This is a genomic window from Nocardia sp. CA-128927, assembly GCF_050955855.1.
Lineage (GTDB): Bacteria > Actinomycetota > Actinomycetes > Mycobacteriales > Mycobacteriaceae > Nocardia.
Window position 1 is genome coordinate 4993689 of the sequence record NZ_CP192087.1, and the last position, 18365, is coordinate 5012053.

At 66.9% G+C, this 18365-nt stretch carries 19 protein-coding genes; 13 read left to right on the top strand and 6 right to left on the bottom strand.

What is annotated here, in order from left to right:
- Positions 1-166: 166 nt before the first annotated feature.
- From ACQPW1_RS23455 to ACQPW1_RS23480, 6 genes are read left to right on the top strand one after another with little or no spacing between them, the layout of a single operon-like run.
- On the top strand, positions 167-1504 hold the full coding sequence (locus tag ACQPW1_RS23455) for an enolase C-terminal domain-like protein (RefSeq protein ID WP_433665314.1): 1338 nt from the start codon (positions 167-169) through the stop codon (positions 1502-1504).
- Positions 1501-2598, top strand: coding sequence for a sugar ABC transporter substrate-binding protein (locus ACQPW1_RS23460; protein WP_433664849.1), 1098 nt, complete (start codon positions 1501-1503; stop codon positions 2596-2598). The genes ACQPW1_RS23455 and ACQPW1_RS23460 overlap by 4 nt, the downstream gene beginning before the upstream one ends.
- Complete coding sequence (locus tag ACQPW1_RS23465; RefSeq protein WP_433664850.1) at positions 2595-4103, top strand: sugar ABC transporter ATP-binding protein; 1509 nt, start codon at positions 2595-2597, stop codon at positions 4101-4103. Before ACQPW1_RS23460 ends, ACQPW1_RS23465 begins: the two co-directional genes overlap by 4 nt.
- Positions 4100-5122, top strand: a complete 1023-nt coding sequence (locus ACQPW1_RS23470) for an ABC transporter permease (protein ID WP_433664851.1) — start codon at positions 4100-4102, stop codon at positions 5120-5122. The genes ACQPW1_RS23465 and ACQPW1_RS23470 overlap by 4 nt, the downstream gene beginning before the upstream one ends.
- Before the next feature lie 2 nt (positions 5123-5124).
- Entirely contained in the window at positions 5125-5454 is a 330-nt protein-coding gene (locus ACQPW1_RS23475; protein ID WP_433664852.1) for an L-rhamnose mutarotase, read from the top strand.
- Complete coding sequence (locus ACQPW1_RS23480) at positions 5447-6361, top strand: aldo/keto reductase (protein WP_433664853.1); 915 nt, start codon at positions 5447-5449, stop codon at positions 6359-6361. The genes ACQPW1_RS23475 and ACQPW1_RS23480 overlap by 8 nt, the downstream gene beginning before the upstream one ends.
- A gap of 23 nt (positions 6362-6384) precedes the next feature.
- Here the strand turns inward: ACQPW1_RS23480 and ACQPW1_RS23485 are convergent, their stop codons facing one another.
- Entirely contained in the window at positions 6385-7053 is a 669-nt protein-coding gene (locus ACQPW1_RS23485) for a FadR/GntR family transcriptional regulator (protein ID WP_433664854.1), read from the bottom strand.
- 40 nt (positions 7054-7093) lie between these two features.
- Here ACQPW1_RS23485 and ACQPW1_RS23490 point away from each other — a divergent pair, with 40 nt between their 5' ends.
- Positions 7094-7975: an amidohydrolase family protein gene (locus tag ACQPW1_RS23490; protein WP_433664855.1), complete on the top strand. Its 882-nt coding sequence runs from the start codon at positions 7094-7096 to the stop codon at positions 7973-7975.
- A complete protein-coding gene (locus ACQPW1_RS23495) occupies positions 7972-8859 on the top strand; it encodes a fumarylacetoacetate hydrolase family protein (protein WP_433664856.1) in 888 nt (295 codons plus the stop codon). The genes ACQPW1_RS23490 and ACQPW1_RS23495 overlap by 4 nt, the downstream gene beginning before the upstream one ends.
- Before the next feature lies 1 nt (position 8860).
- Here ACQPW1_RS23495 and ACQPW1_RS23500 read toward each other — a convergent pair whose 3' ends face one another.
- Complete coding sequence (locus ACQPW1_RS23500; protein WP_433664857.1) at positions 8861-9910, bottom strand: aminotransferase class V-fold PLP-dependent enzyme; 1050 nt, start codon at positions 9908-9910, stop codon at positions 8861-8863.
- A 63-nt stretch (positions 9911-9973) separates the two neighbouring features.
- Complete coding sequence (locus ACQPW1_RS23505; protein WP_433664858.1) at positions 9974-10456, bottom strand: nuclear transport factor 2 family protein; 483 nt, start codon at positions 10454-10456, stop codon at positions 9974-9976.
- A gap of 164 nt (positions 10457-10620) precedes the next feature.
- Here ACQPW1_RS23505 and ACQPW1_RS23510 point away from each other — a divergent pair, with 164 nt between their 5' ends.
- Both ACQPW1_RS23510 and ACQPW1_RS23515 read left to right on the top strand, forming a co-directional pair.
- Positions 10621-10881: a three-helix bundle dimerization domain-containing protein gene (locus ACQPW1_RS23510; protein WP_433664859.1), complete on the top strand. Its 261-nt coding sequence runs from the start codon at positions 10621-10623 to the stop codon at positions 10879-10881.
- Positions 10882-11058: 177 nt separating this feature from the next.
- Positions 11059-11901 (top strand): IclR family transcriptional regulator, encoded by an 843-nt coding sequence (locus tag ACQPW1_RS23515; RefSeq protein ID WP_433664860.1) that lies wholly within the window; start codon positions 11059-11061, stop codon positions 11899-11901.
- Between the two features lie 18 nt (positions 11902-11919).
- On the opposite strand, the gene hemC is transcribed toward ACQPW1_RS23515, so the two are convergent.
- Complete coding sequence (gene hemC, locus ACQPW1_RS23520; RefSeq protein ID WP_433664861.1) at positions 11920-12849, bottom strand: hydroxymethylbilane synthase; 930 nt, start codon at positions 12847-12849, stop codon at positions 11920-11922.
- Between the two features lie 193 nt (positions 12850-13042).
- On the opposite strand from hemC, the gene ACQPW1_RS23525 reads away from it, so the two are divergent.
- The 3 genes from ACQPW1_RS23525 (at position 13043) to ACQPW1_RS23535 (ending at position 16004) form a co-directional block, all read left to right on the top strand.
- Complete coding sequence (locus ACQPW1_RS23525; protein ID WP_433664862.1) at positions 13043-14185, top strand: acyl-CoA dehydrogenase family protein; 1143 nt, start codon at positions 13043-13045, stop codon at positions 14183-14185.
- 35 nt (positions 14186-14220) lie between these two features.
- Entirely contained in the window at positions 14221-14841 is a 621-nt protein-coding gene (locus tag ACQPW1_RS23530; protein WP_433664863.1) for a PadR family transcriptional regulator, read from the top strand.
- A 221-nt stretch (positions 14842-15062) separates the two neighbouring features.
- A complete protein-coding gene (locus ACQPW1_RS23535; protein ID WP_433664864.1) occupies positions 15063-16004 on the top strand; it encodes an expansin EXLX1 family cellulose-binding protein in 942 nt (313 codons plus the stop codon).
- Here ACQPW1_RS23535 and ACQPW1_RS23540 read toward each other — a convergent pair.
- Positions 16001-17680, bottom strand: a complete 1680-nt coding sequence (locus tag ACQPW1_RS23540) for an FAD-binding dehydrogenase (protein ID WP_433664865.1) — start codon at positions 17678-17680, stop codon at positions 16001-16003. The genes ACQPW1_RS23535 and ACQPW1_RS23540 overlap by 4 nt on opposite strands.
- Before the next feature lie 2 nt (positions 17681-17682).
- Positions 17683-18321 carry a TetR/AcrR family transcriptional regulator gene (locus tag ACQPW1_RS23545; protein ID WP_433664866.1) on the bottom strand — a complete coding sequence of 213 codons (639 nt, stop codon included), beginning with the start codon at positions 18319-18321 and terminating at the stop codon, positions 17683-17685.
- Between the last annotated feature and the right edge of the window lie 44 nt (positions 18322-18365).

Sequence of the window (18365 nt, forward strand, 5' to 3'; positions counted from 1 at the left end):
GACAGGTCCGATGTTTGACTCTGGCGAACATAACACCGATCGGCAGCGCTCGAGCCAGATTGCCACTGCGCAACCAGGATTGACGAATCCTCCATCAACCATTGCGCAGACAGACATCCGATGTATAGTCGTGACCCAGATCACTATCTGGAACGAGGATCACCCGATGGCGCACCTCACGGCGCTGGACACATTAGACGTCCGGTTCCCGACCTCGCGCGAGCTGGACGGCTCGGACGCGATGAACCCCGACCCCGACTATTCGGCGGCCTACGTCATCCTTCGGACCGAAGACCCGGCCGGACCCGAGGGGCACGGGTTCGCGTTCACCATCGGCCGCGGGAACGACGTGCAGCGCGTCGCGATCCAGTCGCTCGCGCATTTGGTCGTCGGCCGGTCGGTCGCCGAAATCACCGAGAACCTCGGAGGATTCGCCCGCGACCTTGCCGCCGATTCCCAGCTGCGCTGGCTAGGCCCCGAGAAGGGTGTCATGCACATGGCGGTGGGCGCGGTGATCAATGCCGCCTGGGATCTCGCCGCCAAGCTGGCCGGAAAACCGGTGTGGCAGTTGGTTTCCGAGATGTCACCGGAGCAGATCGTTGACCTGATCGACTTCCGCTATCTCACCGATGCCCTCACCTCCGACGAGGCGTTGGAGATGCTTCGCCGCGCCGAACCGGGCAGGCGTGAGCGCACGGCCCAGTTACTCGATGCGGGATATCCGGCGTACACGACCTCACCGGGCTGGCTCGGCTACTCCGACGACAAGCTCGCCCGGCTGGCTCGGCAGGCGGTGGCCGACGGGTTCGGCACCATCAAGATCAAGGTCGGCCGTGACGTGGAAGAGGACGTGCGCCGCGTCAAGGTCGCCAGGGAGGCGATCGGACCCGACATCGGACTGGCCGTGGACGCGAACCAGCGGTGGGACGTCGACGCCGCCGTGGACTGGATTTCCCGCCTGGCGCAAGCGAATCCGGCCTGGGTCGAGGAACCGACCAGCCCGGACGACATCCTCGGTCACGCGGAGATCCGCCGCCGGGTCGCGCCGGTGCGGATCTCGACCGGCGAGCACGGCCAGAACCGGATCCTGTTCAAGCAACTGCTGCAGGCCGGTTCGGTCGATCTCTTGCAGATCGACGCCGCCAGGGTCGCCGGAGTCAACGAGAATCTGGCAATCCTGTTGCTGGCGGCCAAGTTCGGCGTTCCGGTGGTGCCGCACGCGGGCGGCGTCGGACTCTGCGAGCTGGTCCAGCATCTGGCGATGATCGACTACGTCGCGATCACCGGAACCACCCAGGACCGCGCGATCGAATTCGTCGACCATCTGCACGAGCACTTCCGGCATCCGGTGCGCGTGGTCGGCGGCCGCTACCTCGCCCCGCGCGAGCCCGGCTTCAGCGCCGAAATGCTGCCGGACTCGTTACGCGACTACGCCTATCCGACCGGAGCCGCGTGGCGCGCGGATCCGCAGGCCCGCTCGACCCAACTGCAGGAGAACCCATGAAAACCGCCAGCATCATCGGCGTAGCCCTCGGCGCCACATTGATCATCGCCTCGGGCGCCGCCTGTTCCCGTGAGTCCACCGGCACCGTCGACAGCGCCCCGGCGGTCACCGTCGGCGCCGGCGCGGACAACGGCGTCCTCGTCGGCGCGGACCAGCCGCGCTCGGACTCCGACTTCTGGAGCGCCTACGCGGGCTATCTAGGCCCGAAAGCCGCTGCGGCGGGTGTGAAGCTGGAGAACACCTCCTCCGACAACGACGCCAACCGGCTCAAGTCGAACGTCGACACCCTGCTGTCCAAGAACGTCAAGGCGATCATCATGGCGCCCCAGGACACCGCCGCGGTGAAGCCCGCCCTCGCCGCGGCATCCGCGAAGAGCGTCCCGGTGGTCAGCGTCGACACCCGCCCCGACAGCGGTGGCGTGTACATGGTCGTGCGCGCGGACAACCGTGCCTACGGCACCAAGTCGTGCATCTACCTCGGCGAAACACTCAAGGGCGCAGGCAAAGTCGTCGAATTCCAGGGTGACCTGAGTTCGATCAACGGACGCGATCGGTCCGAAGCGTTCGCCGACTGCATGAAGACGCGCTATCCCGGCATCAAGGTGATCGAGATCCCGACCGACTGGAAGGGCGATCGCGCCGTCTCCGGCCTACAGGACAAACTGCTGACCGATCCCGATATCAACGGCATCTACATGCAGGCGGGCGGGGTGTTCCTGCAATCGACGATGGCCTTGCTGCGGCGCAGCAACAAACTGGTGAAAGCCGGTGCGCCGGGCCACATCACGATCGTCTCGAACGACGGCATCAAGGCCGAGCTGGACGCCATCGAAGCGGGCGAGATCGACGCGACCATCTCCCAGCCCGCCGACCTGTACGCGCAGTACGCGGCGTTCTACGCGAAGGCCGCTATCGACGGCCGCAAGTTCGCCCCGGGACCCACCGACCATGGCTCCACGATTATCGACACCGGCGTCGGCGGCACCCTCGAAGATCAGCTGTCCGCCCCGGTCGTCACCCGAACGGGCGGCAAGGTGGGCGAACTCGACACCGTGAACACCACCGCGCCCGGCCTGTGGGGTCACGGCGGATGACCGGCGAACCGATCGCCGAGGCGATCGCCGAGGCGATTGACGTGTCGAAACGGTTCGGCCGCAACGTGCTTGCGCTCGACCGGGTCGGCCTGCGGGTGGAGGTGGGTCGGACTCATGCGCTGGTCGGGCGCAACGGCGCCGGGAAGTCGACCCTGGTGTCGATTCTGACCGGGCTCGCAACTCCTGATGAGGGGGAGGTGCGGTTCAACGGTCTCCCGGCGCCGTCGCCCGCCGACCGGGACGCGTGGCGGGCCCGGGTGGCATGTGTATATCAGAAGTCGACGATCATTCCTGATCTGTCGGTGGCGGAGAATCTGTTCGTCAACAGCCAGGGGTTCGGCGGTCGAATCATCAACTGGCGCAGGGTCCGCGGGCGAGCCCGTGAACTGCTCGATACTTGGTCGGTGCCGGTAGATGTCGATACCGTCGCCCGTGATCTGTCCGTGGAGCATCGGCAGCTGGTGGAGATCGCCCGCTCGCTCTCGCACGGCGCGCGTTTCATCATCTTGGACGAGCCGACTGCGCAACTCGATGGACCGGCGATCAAGCGGCTGTTCAACAGGATCGGGGATCTGCAGAAGCAGGGCGTCACCTTCCTGTTCATCTCTCATCACCTCGACGAGACCTACGAAATCTGCCAGGACATCACCGTTTTCCGGGATGCTCGGCATGTGGTGACCGCGCCGGTCGCCGAGCTCGGCAAGAGGGAACTCATCGCGGCGATGACGGGTGATTCGGTCGAACTCGAGACACCGGTCGCCCGGCGCGATCCCGATGACACGGCAACACCGACGTTGCGGGTCGAAGGACTCTCGCACGCTGGCGAATTCGCCGAGGTGACGTTCGAGGTCAAGCCAGGGGAGATCGTCGGGCTCGCAGGTGGCGGCAGCAGCGGCCGCATCGAGGTGGCCGAGACCATCGTCGGATTACGCAAGGCGGCAACGGGTTCCATCCTGGTGTCCGGCAACCGGTTGCGCCGCAGCGGAGTCCGCGCCGCGCTCGACGCCGGTATCGGATTCGTGCCCCGCGATCGGCACGACGAGGGCCTGATTCCGGAGATGAGTGTCGCAGACAATGCCACCCTGACCGTCCCGCGCCAGCTCGGACGCCTCGGGCTGCTGTCCCGGCGCACCCGGAACATGGTGGCGGGCAAGGCGATCGACGATCTGGGGATCAAAACCGAGGGCCCCGATCAGAGTGTCGCCGAGCTGTCGGGTGGTAACCAGCAGAAGGTGGTGTTCGCCCGTGCGCTGGCCACCGACCCGGCGGTGCTGGTGTTGATCACGCCGACGGCGGGCGTCGATGTCAGGTCGAAGGAGACGCTGCGCGGCGTCGTGCGCGACGCCGCGGACCGGGGCACCGCCGTCCTGGTGGTGTCGGACGAACTCGACGATCTCCGCGACTGCGATCGCGTCCTGGTGATGGTGCAGGGCCGGATCGCGCAGGAATTCGAGCAGGGCTGGGGCGACAAGGAACTCGTCGCCGCGATGGAAGGACTGTCATGACCCCGATCGCTACCGGGCGCGAACCGGCCGCCCGCGAGTCCACCGGGTGGCGGCCGACGATCCGCTGGGGTGCGCTGCGCGACTTCCTGCTCGTGCCGCCGATCCTGCTGGTGCTGGTGGTCGGCTACTTCATCAACACCAACTTCGTCTCGTCGACCAACCTCACCAACGTGCTCACCTCGATGAGCGGTATCGCGCTCATCGTGCTGGCCGAGGTGCTGGTGCTGGTGGTCGGCCGGATGGACCTGTCGTTGGAGTGGACGTTCGGGCTGGCCCCCGGTGTCGCCATCTGGGCGACCATGGGCACCGCGAAGGTCGGCGCCTACACGTGGACGTCGCCGTGGATGGCGATACCGATCGCGCTGCTCGTCGGGCTCGCGGTCGGCGCGCTGAACGGGGTGCTGATCGTCCGGTTCGGGTTGAACGGATTCATCGTGACCCTGGCGATGCTCATCGCCCTGCGCGGGCTGCTGACCTTCCTGACCGAGGGATTCACGCTGACCAAGATTCCGCCGTCGGTCGAATGGCTCGGGAACACAAGGATATTGGGCGTGCCGGTCGACGTGGCGGTGTGCTTGGCGTTGTTCCTCATCGGCTATCTCGTACTCACCTATACGACCGCCGGGCGTGCCCTCTATGCCGTCGGTGGCAACGAGGCCGCCGCGCGGGCCGCAGGCATCCGCACCGACAACGTCGTCATCGCTGTACTGGTCGTCGCGGGCGGGCTCGCCGCGATCGGTGGGCTCATCTACTCGGGGCAGTTCGCCAGCGTGCAGGTGAGCCAGGGCGATGGGATGATCTTCCAGGTGTTCGCCGCGTGTGTGATCGGCGGTGTCGCGCTCAATGGCGGGCGCGGTTCGGTGCTCGGCGCGTTCTTCGGCGTCCTGATCCTCACGCTGATCCAGAAGCTGCTGTCCTACGGCGGCGTCAGTGCCGACTCGCTGAAGTTCATCAACGGCGCGCTGATCCTGGTCGCCCTGGTGATCACCCGCATCGCCAGCGGACGACGGCAGGAGTGAGCGTGCGAATCGCGTTGCACACCAAGCTGAAACCCGGTGCCGAGGCCGAATACGAGGAAGCGCACCGTGCGGTACCTGCCGAACTCGTCGCTGCCATCAAGGAGGCCGGGGCCACGTCCTGGACCATCTGGCGCAGCGGCACCGACCTGTTCCACGTGATCGACTGTGCCGCCTACGATGTGCTGCTGAGCCGGTTGGCGGAGCTGCCCGTCAATGTGTCATGGCAACTGCGGATCAACGAGTATCTCGAAGCGTCGCACGACTATTCAGCGGTCGATGCCGCCTTGCCGGTGGTCTGGGAACTGAACTCCTCGGGTGGCGCGGGTGAATGACGTAGCCGACATCATTCTCGGCGGTGCGGGTTACGCTGGCCTGTTCCGCGCGGTCGACGAGGAGGATGCCCAGGCGGGTATCGCGGCGGCGTGGGACGCGGGCATTCGTGCCTTCGACACCGCACCGCACTACGGGGCGGGCCTCAGCGAAGAACGCCTCGGCCGATTCCTCCGGTCACGGTCGGAGTACACGCTGTCGACGAAGGTCGGGCGGCTGCTCTATGACGATCCATTCGCATCGGACGGTACCCACGACTTCTACGGAGCGCCGAAACGTTCACGGCGACGCGACTATTCGGCGGTGGGCGTCCGGCGATCCCTGGAGGACTCGCTCGAGCGACTCGGCCTCGATCGGGTCGACCTGCTCCTGATCCATGATCCGGACGACCATCAAGACGAGACGCTTGCCGAGGCGGTGCCCGAACTGACACGGATGCGCGATGCGGGCATTGTTTCGGGCATCGGGGTCGGCGTCAATGATGTGGACGTAGCACTGCGTTTCGTGCGGGAGACGACCATCGATCACGTGATGATCGCCGGTCGATACACATTGTTGGACCGGCGTGCGGAAGCCGAGTTACTCCCGGAGTGCGCACGGCGAGGCATCCGGGTGCTCGTCGCCGGTGTACTGAACAGCGGGATCTTGGCCGATCCACTGCATAGAGCCACCTTCGACTATCAACCCGCGCAACGCGACATCATCGAACGTACACAGGCGATGGAGCGGATCTGCGCGAAATACGATGTCCCCCTGCGTGCGGCCGCACTACAATTCGCACGCCGGAACCCGGCGATCGCCGCCACCGTCATCGGCGCGGGCACCGAGACCGAAGTCGCGGACACCATCGCAATGCTGAACACCTCTGTCCCAGAGGACCTCTGGCACGAACTAGACCGGTGCGCGTGACCAGCCACATTCACGCTGTTGGGTCAGCCTGCGGCGCGGCGCAGCCATTCCATGACGCCCGCCACGTGGGCGAGCGCGCGAGCTTGCGCCAGTTCCGGATCGCGGGCGGCGATCGCGTCGCAGATGCCGCGGTGCTCGGCGACGGTGCGCTCGAACGCTCGCTCCTCGGTCATGCCACGCCAAATCCGGGCCCGCATCGTCGGCAGCGACAGCGAATCCAGCAGGGAGGCAAGCACTTTGTTGCCCGACGCGGCGGCGATGGCGGCGTGGAACTCGAGATCCAGCGCGACCAGCTCGGTCACCGAGTTGGTTTCGGGTTCGACGAGGGTACGCAGGCGGGCGATCTCGTCCTCGGGCATCGATTGCGCGGCGAGGGCGGTGGCGGCCGGCTCCAGGATGCGCCGGATGCCGAGCACGTCCAAAACCGAGTTGTCCTGGTGGAATTCGAGCAGAAAGCTCATCGCGTCGAGCAGCGACTTCGGCTCCAGGCTCGCCACATAGGTGCCGTCGCCCTGGCGCACGTCCAGGATCCGGACCAGCGAGAGCGCGCGGACCGCTTCGCGCAGCGAGTTGCGCGAGACGCCGAGCTGGGCGGCGAGATCGGCTTCGCGGGGCAATCGCGCACCGGGCTCGAGATCGCCCGAGATGATCATCGCCTTGATCTTCGCTATCGCGTCGTCGGTGACCGACACCTGTTTCCTTCGCCTTCGAGGATGTGAAGCTATGCCTCCGATGACTGTAGACTCCCACGTCCACGTTTGGCGGGTAGACGGCGGAACATTCGGCGTCGAGTACGACTGGCTGACCGAAACATCGGATGTTTTGTACCGAAACTACACGCTGGATGAGGTCGAGCCGGAGCTGACCGAGTACGGCGTGGGCGCGGTCGTCCTGGTGCAGGCGTCCGATTCGCTGGCTGAGAATCGCGCGTTGCTGGCGGCCGCGACCGCGTCGCCGCACCCGGTCGCCGTGGTCGGCTGGCTGCCGCTGCATCAGCCCGACATCGTGGCGGCCGAACTGCCCGGGCTGCGGGCGCATCCCGAATTCGTCGGCGTCCGGCACATGATCCACCGCGATCCGGACCCGAAATGGCTGCTGCGCCGCGAGGTTTCGGACAGTCTCACGCTGCTCGCCGAGGCCGGACTGGTCTTCGACGCGGTGGCCGAACGCCCCGATCTGCTCGCGCAGGTTCCGCTGATCGCTCGCGAGCACCCCGATCTCACCATCGTCCTGGACCACCTGGGCAAGCCGCCGATCGCGACCGGCGGCTGGCAACCGTGGGCCGATCTGCTCGCCGCGGCAGCCGCCCAGCCGAACGTGGTCGCCAAGATCTCCGGACTGGCTACGGTATCCGGCACCGAGATCACCGCCAAACGCTGGCAGCCGTACGTCGATCACGCGGTGTCCTGCTTCGGGCCGGGGCGGCTGATGGTCGGCGGCGATTGGCCTTTCACGCTCACTGCGGCGTCGTATCGGACGGTATGGCGGACCACCCTGGAAACGCTGGCCCACCTGACCCCGGCCGACCGCGTCCAGGTGCTGACCGAAGTCGCCTGGCGCACTTACCATCTACCACTCGCACCGACCTGGATGACCGAAGGAGAACCCGAATGAAGTTGCAGCGCATCGGCGAACCAGGCGCGGAACGACCGATCGTCGTCGACGGCGACCACGCCTACGATCTGCGCTCGCTCACCGCCGACATCGACGGCGACTTCCTCGCCGCGGACGGCATCGAGGCCGTCGCCGCAGCGCTTGCGGCGGGCCGACTTCCGCGCGTCGACATCACCGGCGAGCGCATCGGCGCCCCCATCGCCCGCCCGCAGGCGGTGTGGTGCATCGGCATGAACTACGCCGCGCACGCCGCGGAATCGGGTTCGGCACCGCCACAGACTCCCGTCCTGTTCTTCAAGACCCCGAACACCGTTGTCGGCCCCTATGACGACGTGCTGATCCCGCGCGACTCCCAGCAGACCGACTGGGAGGTGGAACTCGCGGTGGTGATCGGCCGACGCGCACGCTACCTCGACTCCATCGACGAGGCGATGAATCACATTGCCGGATACACCATCTCGAACGACGTCTCCGAACGCGCCTTCCAGCTCGAACAATCGGGCGGGCAGTGGTCGAAAGGCAAGTGCTGCGAGACCTTCAACCCGCTCGGCCCCGCCCTCGTGCCGCGCTATCAGGTCGACGCGGGCAACCTGCGGTTGCGTTCGTTCGTGAACGGCGAAGCGCGCCAGGACTCCAGCACGGCCGACCTCATCTTCGGCGTCGGCTACCTCGTCTGGCATCTGTCCCAGTACGCGGTCCTCGAACCCGGCGACATCATCAACACCGGAACCCCCGCCGGGGTAGCACTTTCCGGTCGTTTTCCGTACCTGCGCGACGGCGACGTGGTCGAGGTCGAGATCGAGGGGATCGGCCGGGCCAGGCAGCGATGCCGCGACGCCGTAGGTGCGCGCGAGTCGTCGCCACCGGCCTCGGTCGAGGCGTGAGTTATTCGGCGGCAAGAACTTCCAGTGCCCGATCCACGTCCTCGACGCTGTTGTACAGGTGGAAGGAGAAGCGCAGCCCGCCGTTTCGCGCGGTGGTGACGACACCGGCCTGCTCCAGTCGCGGTGCCGAATCACCCGCACCCGGGATGGTGACGATCGGCGCACGGTTGGGCACCGACGCCAGGCCGAGCTCGGTCAGTCCGGCCCGGAAGCGGTCGGCCAGCTCGAGGTTGTGCGCGTTGATCTTCTCGACCGTCAACTCCTCGATCAACGAGATCCCCGCGCTCGCGGCGGTCACGCCGAGCCAGTCGGGCGTGGAATCGAATCGACGGGTGGTCGTCGGCAGCTTGACCGGGTTGTACAGCTCGGCCCACGGATCCGCGGCCGCGTACCAGCCCGGACCGACCGGCCGCACCGTCTCGGTCGCCTCCGGCCCGGCGGCGAAGAACGAGATGCTGCGCGCGCCGATCAACCACTTGAAGGTCGCACACACCCAGTAGTCGGCATCGGCGAAGCTGAGCGGCAGCCAACTCGCGGCCTGGGTGGCATCGATCAGCAGCCGCGCGCCGTGCGCCGCGGTGGCCGCCCGCAGCGCAGGCAGGTCCGTCATCCGCCCGTCCGCCGACTGCACCACGCTCACCGCGACCAGCGCGGTCTCCGGCCGCACCTCCTCGACCAGCCGCTCCAGCGGCACCGTGCGCACCGCCAGATCGCCGCGGTGCAGGAAAGGCATGGTCACCGAGGCGAATTCGCCCTCGGCCACCAGTACCTCGGCACCGGACGGCAGCGCGACGGCAACCGGACCGATCAACTGGGCGGCGGTGCTGCCGAGCGCGATGTCATCCGCGGTGGCACCGGCCAGCAGCCGGGCATACGACTCGCGCAGTCGGGGAACCAGGTAGTCGTTCGTCATCGGACCGCCACGGCCCGCCGCCCAGCGCGCATTCGCCTCGCCGATGGCGGTCAGCGCACGCGCGGACGGCAGCCCGAACGACGCGGTGTTGAGGTAGGTGACTTCGGTCGAGAACTCGTCGGGCGCAAGGGAGGACATAGATAGGAGCATCCGCCGCCGCCACGAACCCGTCCAGCGCCAGCACCCCGAAAGTGGACCGTTCTACTTCGGGGTCGGCGTCGCCCACATGTTCGTCAGCAGTTGGTGGCTGGGGGTGTCGGCGAGGGACTGCATCGATTCGTAGATGCGCTGGTAGCTGGTCGAGGCGATGCGCCAGCTGCCGTCGGCGTCGAGCCGGTAGGTGTCGGAGTAGTAGCCGGCGCCGCGGATGAGCACGCCGTATTCGGTGGCGATGACCGTGTCCTCGAAAGCCCAGGAGCCGGTGGCTGTCTCGCCGTCGACGGTGATCTCGGGATGATTCGCGATATGCACCGACACGATCGTCGGCCCGAGGTTCTCGCGCATGAACGCGGTGATGGCGGCGCGGCCGTCCAGGTTCAGCGGTTCGCCGAGTGCGTGGGTGCCGTAGCGGCCCGCGGCGTCGACGGTGAGGGTGTCGGCGAACTCGTCCCACCGTTTGAGGTCGAGCGTCCGAAAGTATCGGTACTTGAGCTGACGGACGGCTTCGATGGCGGCGAGATCCATCTGATCAGGGTGGCACGCCACCGCCCGTCAGACAATAACCTGTTCTACTTTCGCCTAGCGGGGGTGTTCCGCGCTCGTCGATGGGTACTCGACTCGATGAGACATGCCGAAACCAGCGCATGTGCTCACCGCACCGAATGTCTCGTCACGATCGGGAGTCTGCTGTGAACGACAGCCCTGTTACCGCGCCCAATCCCCACGATCCGACCCTGGACCAGGCGGTCGCCCTGCATGCCGCGGCCAACCGCCTGGAGGAGGAATTCGACGGTCTCGTCGACGATGACGCGATCGAGCAGTTCCTCCGCTCGGCCTACGACCACGTCGCCGACCACGCCACCATCGACCACTTCCTCCCGCTGCTCGCCGAGCGCTACACGCGAGAGTGGTTGTACGCCTTGGTCGGACAGCAGAGCAGCGCCGGATAGCTGTCAAGATTCGTTCCCGGCTACCGAGAAGATCCGTAGTGCTCTCGGTAGTTTCCGGGATTCCACTGCGGGCTCGCCGAGGCACTGTGATGGGTGACACAAAGGAGTGTGCCGGAAACGCACATGCCTAATAGAAATACTTCTAAGCTCTAGGCGAGCACACAGTGGAGGTGAGCTATGACGGTCGAGGCGGTGACCCCTCCCGAGTCCGGCGAGTTATGGACAGGATCGGGACAGGTGTCCGCTCGGCCGCCGCAGCCGCCGGTGTCCATGATCGAACGAATGACGCTGATACTGGACGCTTTCGACGGTGCCACGCCGACCCTCACCCTACTAGGCCTGTCCGAACGTACCGGCCTACCGCGCTCGACGGTGCATCGCATCCTCGACCAGATGATCCGGCTGCGCTGGCTCGCGCACGCCCCGGGCGGCTATCGGCTCGGCATGCGCACGCTGGAGCTCGGCGGACTTGCCGCCGACCACAACGAGATTCGCGATGTGGTGAGCCCGCTGCTGCACGATCTCTGTCAACGCACCGGCATGGTCGGCCACCTCGGCGTGCTCGACGGCCGCGAGGTGCTCTATCTCGACAAGGCGGGCGGCCGATTCGCGGCCAGCGTGCCGACCCGGCTCGGCGGCCGAATGCCCGCGCACAGTACGGCTCTCGGCAAGGCGCTGCTCGCGTCGCTCGAGCCGAGCATCGTCGAAACGTCGTTCCGTGATCACCTGCCGCAGCTGACGGCCCGAACCATTTGCGACAGAGCAGAATTGCACCGCGAACTCGCCCGCATCCGGCAGCGGCAGGGCGTCGCGGTGGACAACGAGGAGTCGGTGGCGGGCATCGCCTGTGTGGGCGTGCCGATCCGCGGACGCGGCGCCGCGGTGGCCGCGCTGTCGTTGTCCGGTCAGATCGGTAGTGAGCGAGCGGCTTTGGATACCGCGCGCCTGGCTCGCGTCCTCGTCGAGGTTGCGCACGAGGCCGGTCGTTCCCTCTTCCCTCGGCACGCGCGTTGGCGCTGAGCCGGAGCGGTTACCGCGTCAGTGCGGGATCGCGTCGATGATGGCCCGAGCGCCCTGGCGGAGCAGGTCGCCGCCGACGAAGAAGCCCAGCGCCTGCGGGTCTTCCGGAACACCCCAGTGGTGCGAGTCCAGCCACTTGTCGCCGTCCGCGCTGAACACCTTGCCGTGCAACGTCAGTCGGCCGGTGCGGTCGGTGGTCGCGTAACCGGCGATGGGGGAGTTGCAGTGCCCTTGCAGGGCGTGCAGCATGGCGCGCTCGGCATCGGCCTGGCGGTGCGTGTCCGGATCGTCGAGGCGCGCACCGAGTTCGAGGAGTTCGGTGTCGTCGGCCCGGCACTCCAGCGTGATGATGCCCGCGCCGATGGGCGGGACCATGGTGTCGAGGTCGAGGGTCTCGGTGATCCGATGCGCCTGGTCGACGCGGTGCAGCCCGGAGACGGCCGCGATCAGCACGTCGATGTGACCTTCTTCGAGGCGCGCCAGCCGGGTGTTGACGTTGCCGCGCAACGGTTTCACCGTCAGGTGCGGGTAGTGCAGGCGCAGCTGCGCGGTCCGGCGCACCGAGCTGGTGCCGACCACGGTCCCCGCGGGCTGGTCGGCCAGCGAGGCACCGTTACCGGTGATCACCGCGTCGTGCACGTCGTCGCGTGGCAGGTAGCCCGCGAACGCCAGCCCGTCGGGCACCGGGATATCGCCGGGAATGTCCTTGAGGCAGTGCACCGCCAGGTCGGCGTCGTCCACCAGCAGCGCGTGGTCGATCTCCTTGACGAAGGCGCCCTTACCGCCGAGCTTGGACAGATCACCCATCCAGCGATCCCCGGCGGTGGTGACCTTGACCAGCTCACTCGCCACCCCGAGCGCGGCAAGGAGCGCGGCAACCTGCTCCGCCTGGGCCAACGCCATGGGGCTGGATCGAGTGGCGATCCGAATGATGCGCGTACGCGACATGTCCGGCACCTTACTCCGGCCGCGACCGGCCACCACCACGGAGCCGCACGCCTTCCGATTTCCGGCACAGAACCAAGGCAGCCGCACACCTCTTGACGTGGCGCACATCGAATCGCATGCGATTCGATGTGCGGGAGAACAGGGGGTGTGCGGCTGTTTCGTTCGAGTGCGGGACTGGCACGGCGACAATAGGGTGATGTACAGCGACGAACATCAGGAATTCCGGGCGATGGTCCGGCGGTACATCGAGCAGAAGATCAACCCGCACGTGGACGAGTGGGAGCGGGCCGAAATGATGCCGCTGCACGAGATTTTCGCCGATATGGCCAAGCTCGGCATCCTCGGGCTCGAGTACGACCCGGCCTACTCGGGGCAGGGGGCCGACCATCTGTTCACGGTGGTGCTGTGCCAGGAACTGGGTCGCGTCGCGCACGGGTCGTTTCCGATGGCGCTCGGTGTGCACGTCGCGATGGCGACGCCGTCGCTGCACGCGCACGGCAGCGAGGAACTCAAGCAGGAGTACCTGGCACCGGCCATGCGCGGTGAAACCGTTTGTGGCGTAGCGGTTACCGAGCCGGAGGCCGGTTCCGATGTGGCGGGGATCCGGACCAGCGCGCGCCGGGACGGCGACGACTGGGTGATCAACGGGTCGAAGATGTTCATCACCAATGCCGTGCAAGCGGACTGGCTGTGTACCCTGGTGCGCACCTCGCCGGAGGGCGGCTATCGCGGGATCAGCCAGATCATCGTGCCCACTGACGCTCCCGGCTTCCGGGTGGACCGTAAGCTGGACAAGCTGGGCATGCGCGCCTCCGATACCGGCCTGCTGACCTTCGAGGACGTGCGAGTCCCGGTGCGCAACACCATCGGCGAGATCGGCCGCGGCTTCCAGCAGCAGATGTCGCAGTTCGTGATGGAGCGCATGTTCGCCGCCTACAGCACGCCGATCAGCTGCGCCCTGCAACTGGAGCTGACCCGCGACTACGCCAAGCAGCGAAAGGTGTTCGGCCAGCCGCTGACCGCGAACCAGTACCTCCAGTACACCTACGCCGAGCTCGCGGCGAGAGTGGACATGCTGCGCGTCTATACAGAGGTGACCGCCCAGAACTACACCGACGGCGGGGATGTCACGCGGATGGCCACCATCGCCAAGCTCGAGGCGGGCAGGCTCTCCCGTCAGGTCGCGGACTGGTGTCTGCAGATTCACGGTGGCATGGGCTATATGGAGGAGACCTGGACTTCCCGCGCGTATCGGGACAGTCGCCTGCTGAGCATCGGCGGCGGCGCCGACGAGGTCATGCTGCGCGTTCTCTCGCTGATGGACGGTTTCGCATAGCCCCCGGACATATGCCTAAGCGATATAGTCCTATCGTGACCGATGCGAAGCCTGTTTCGGCGGAAGCCGAGGTACCCGATCTCCCGACGACCAGTTGGGCCGTGCTCGGCATGCTCTCGCACGCCGACGAGCTATCCGGCTACGACCTGAAGAAGTGGGCCGACGGCAGCGTGCAGTTCTTCTACTGGAGCCCGTCGTTCAGCCAGGTCTACGCCGAGCTCAAACGGTTGGAGAAATACGGCTTCGCGACCTCGCGCACGGTCCTGCAGGAGGACGGCGTGCGCGGCAAGCGGATGTACGCCATCACCGCGAGTGGCCGTGCGGCGGCGGCGCATTGGGTGAACCACGCGCCGGTCGAGGCCCCGGTGCTCAAGCACAGCGTCATGCTGCGCGCCTGGCTCGGCCACCTGGCCGAACCGGATCGGCTGCGCGAAATTCTCACCGAGCACATCGGTTACGCCGACCGGATGCGCGGACAGGCCGAGGCGGATGCCGACGGTGCGGGCGAACACCCGGCTCGCCCCTATCCGGCCGCCGTATTGCGCTGGTGCGTGCGCCATTACGAAGCCGAGGCCGAATTCGGCCGGGAACTCCTGGCGGATGTCGACAAGATCACTACCAAGACAACGCGAAAGACCAAGAGTCGCGCTTCGTGACTTGGGGTTTCGCGCCGCACCCGGGCGCGGCGGACCGGTTAATTTCCGGTGGGCTGCCGGAGTGTCCAACAGTGTGCTGGGCATTTGCCCCATGCTTGCTGAAGCGTGAGTCTTTCACTGCGAAGAATTTACGTTCCCGACGTGCGACGACCGTTCGGCTGCTTTCCTATGGACGTCAGGATGGAGAGTCCGTGAGTAGGTAGAGGCGTAGTCGGGGAGCGATGCACCGGATACCGATCAACCAACGACACTTCCGTTCGGGGTGGTTGTGGTCCGCGATCGGCTTGGTCGCGATCGCGGGCACGGCCGTGTGGCTGACCCGTCCGGAGCCGGTGCACTGCGATCCACCGAGTGCGCTAGCCCAGTCGGCGACCACGAACACGCTGGCCCAGTCGACGATCTCGCGAACGCCGTTGCCTGCCAGCGGTATTGAGCCCACTGCGGCCCAGGCACAGGAACCGCAGCCGGTCGTCTCGGGTGAGGCCCGCTTCTACTCGTTCAGCCAAGGGGTTTCCTGTTCGTTCCCCGGGCTGCCGATGGACGGCTTCTATGTCGGGATGTCGACACCGGAATTCGGCAAGGCCGATCCGTGCGGCGCGTACCTCGACATCCAGGGCCCGCGCGGCGACGTGCGCGCGCTGATCGTGGACCGTTGCCCGGCATGTGCTCCGGGACAACTGGATTTGAGCATCGCCGCCTTCACTCAGCTCGCCGATCTGTCCGACGGCGTGGCGAAGGTCCGCTACAGCGTGGTGCGCAATCCGGAGCCGCCGCCGGAGCTGTTCTATCAGGTGAAGCCGGACTCCAGCACCGCCTGGTTCGCGATCCTGCTCAGCGGTTCCGGAAACCCGTTGCGGGAGGTCGCTATTCGGCCGAACACCGGCGGCGCGTGGCAGAACCTCACGCGGGGCATGGACAACTACTGGTCCATCTCCGGCGCCGGGGCCGGACCGTTCGACGCGCGCGTCACCGACGTGCACGGCGACCAGGCGGAGATCCTCGGCATCACCTTGACGCCGGGCACGCGCGCGACCGGTGCCCGGCTCTATGCCGGGACACCGCCGTACGCCGCTCCGGAAACCACTCGGCCGCCGTTGGTTTCGCCGACCACCGTGGCCGCCGCACCGTCATCGAGTCGGTCGGCGGCGAGCTGCCGACCCTAACGGAGCTTCGCGCCCAGCGCCTTGCCCGCGGCGCGCCCGGAGAAGATGCACCCGCCGAGGAAGGTGCCCTCCAGCGCGTTGTAGCCGTGCACGCCGCCACCGCCGAACCCGGCCACCTCGCCCGCCGCGTAGAGGCCGGGGAACGCGGTGCCATCCGGGCGCATCACCTGGGAGTCGAGGTTGGTCTGCAAGCCGCCCAACGTCTTTCGGGTGAGGATGTTCAGCCGGACCGCGATGAGCGGACCGGCCGCCGGGTCGAGGATGCGGTGTGGCTTGGCGACCCGGCTGATCTTGTCGCCGAGGAACTGACGTGCGTTGGTGATCGCCATCAGTTGGCTGTCCTTCGAGTACTTGTTCGCGACATCCCGGTCCCTGGCGACGATCTGCTGCTCCAGCGCGTCGTGGTCGAGCTGCGGGCCACGCGCGATCTTGTTCATCCCGGCGACGAGCTCGCGCAGGTTGTCCGCGACCACGAAATCGACGCCGTGCTTCTTGAACGCCTCCACCGGACCCGGCGCGCCCTTGGCCAGTCGGCTCTTGAGGGTGAATTTCAGGTCCTTGCCGGTGATGTCGGGGTTCTGTTCCGAACCCGACAGCGCGAACTCCTTCTCGATGATCGACTGGGTTAGCACGAACCAGGAGTAGTCGTAGCCGGTAGCCAGGATCTCCTTCATCGTGGACATGGTGTCGAAACCGGGGAAACACGGTGCGGGCAACCGCTTTCCGTTCGCGTCGAACCACAGCGAGGACGGGCCGGGGATGATCCGGATGCCGTGGTCGGGCCAGATCGAATCCCAGTTGTTGATGCCCTCGGTGTAGTGCCACATGCGGTCCCGGTTGACGATGGCGCCGCCGGCGGACTCGGTGATGCCGAGCATCCGCCCGTCCACGTGCGCGGGCACGCCGGAAATCATGCTCTCCGGGCACTTGCCGAGCCGCTCGGTGGGCCAGTTGCGCCGGATCAGCTCATGGTTGTGGCCGATGCCGCCGGAGGTGACGATCACCGCCTTCGCCCGAAACTCGAACTCGCCGAAAACGTTTCGCGAGGACGCCTTGCCTCGGTCGAGGTCCGTCTCCTCCAGCACGCTGCCGCGCACGCCCACCACCGCACCGTCCTCGACGATCAGCTCATCGACCTGATGCCGGAAGCTGAAGCCGACGAGGCCTTTTCGTTCGCCCTCCAGCACCGGCTCGGCGAACACCCGCACCACCTCGGGCCCGGTGCCCCAGGTGAGGTGGAAGCGCGGCACCGAATTGCCGTGCCCGTCCGCGAAACTCCCGCCGCGCTCGGCCCAGCTGATCAGCGGTGTCACCCGCAGCCCGAGCTCGTGCAGATACTCGCGCTTCTCGTCGGTCGCGAACCGCACGTAGGCCTGCGCCCACTGCCGACCCCACAGGTCCTCGTCGTCGCGATCGAATCCGGCGGAGCCGAGCCAATCCTGCAACGCGAGGTCGTAGGAGTCCTTGATGCCGAGGCGCCGCTGCTCCGGTGTGTCCACCATGAACAGTCCGCCGAGTGACCAAAACGCTTGCCCGCCGAGGTTGTTGCGGTTCTCCTGGTCGAGCACGTGCACCTTGCGGCCGGCCTTGACCAGTTCGTGGGTCGCGACCAGGCCGGCCAGTCCGGCGCCGACGACGATGACATCTGCCTGTTCGGCGAATGCGGGATCGGACATGTTCATCCTTCGGGTTCGGTGCTGTAGGCCAGCACGACGTGGTAGATGAGGTCGGTGCGGCGGCGTCGCACGACGCGGCTGCGCGGTTCCATCAGGACCTGCACGCTGGTGCCGTCGTGCACCGCGACGAGCGCCTGGCCGAGTGCCTCCGGATCCGGCACGGTGCGGCCGATCCGAGCCAGCCCGGCGACGATGGTCGGCATCAAGGCGTTCACGATCGCCTCTTCACGCGCGGCCATCACCCGCCGCAGTTCGGGATTGCGCAACGCGTGCGTGGTGAACTCCGCGGTGATGCGATACCAGCCCTCGTCGACCGGAACCGCGCGCTCCAGGCGTTCGATCGAGGTGCGCACGTCGTCGCTGCCGACCGGGATCTCGTCGAGCATGCGCTGCACGTCGGCGAGCATGGCGGCCGACCGCTGTTCCCACATGGCCAGGAACAGCTCGTCGAGTGAGCCGAAATTGGAGTAGAAGGCACCACGGGTGAATCCGGCCCGCTCGCAGACCCGTTCCACCGTGGCCTTGCCGAACCCCTCCCCGGAGAAGGCTTCATACGCGGCGGTGAGCAGACGATCCCTGGTCTCGGCGCGGCGGCGGGTGACCCGAGTTGCCGAGGTCTTCGCTTCGGTGGACGACGCCAACGGGCACCTCCTTGGGTGCGACCGGCGGTCACCGGCCGAATGGA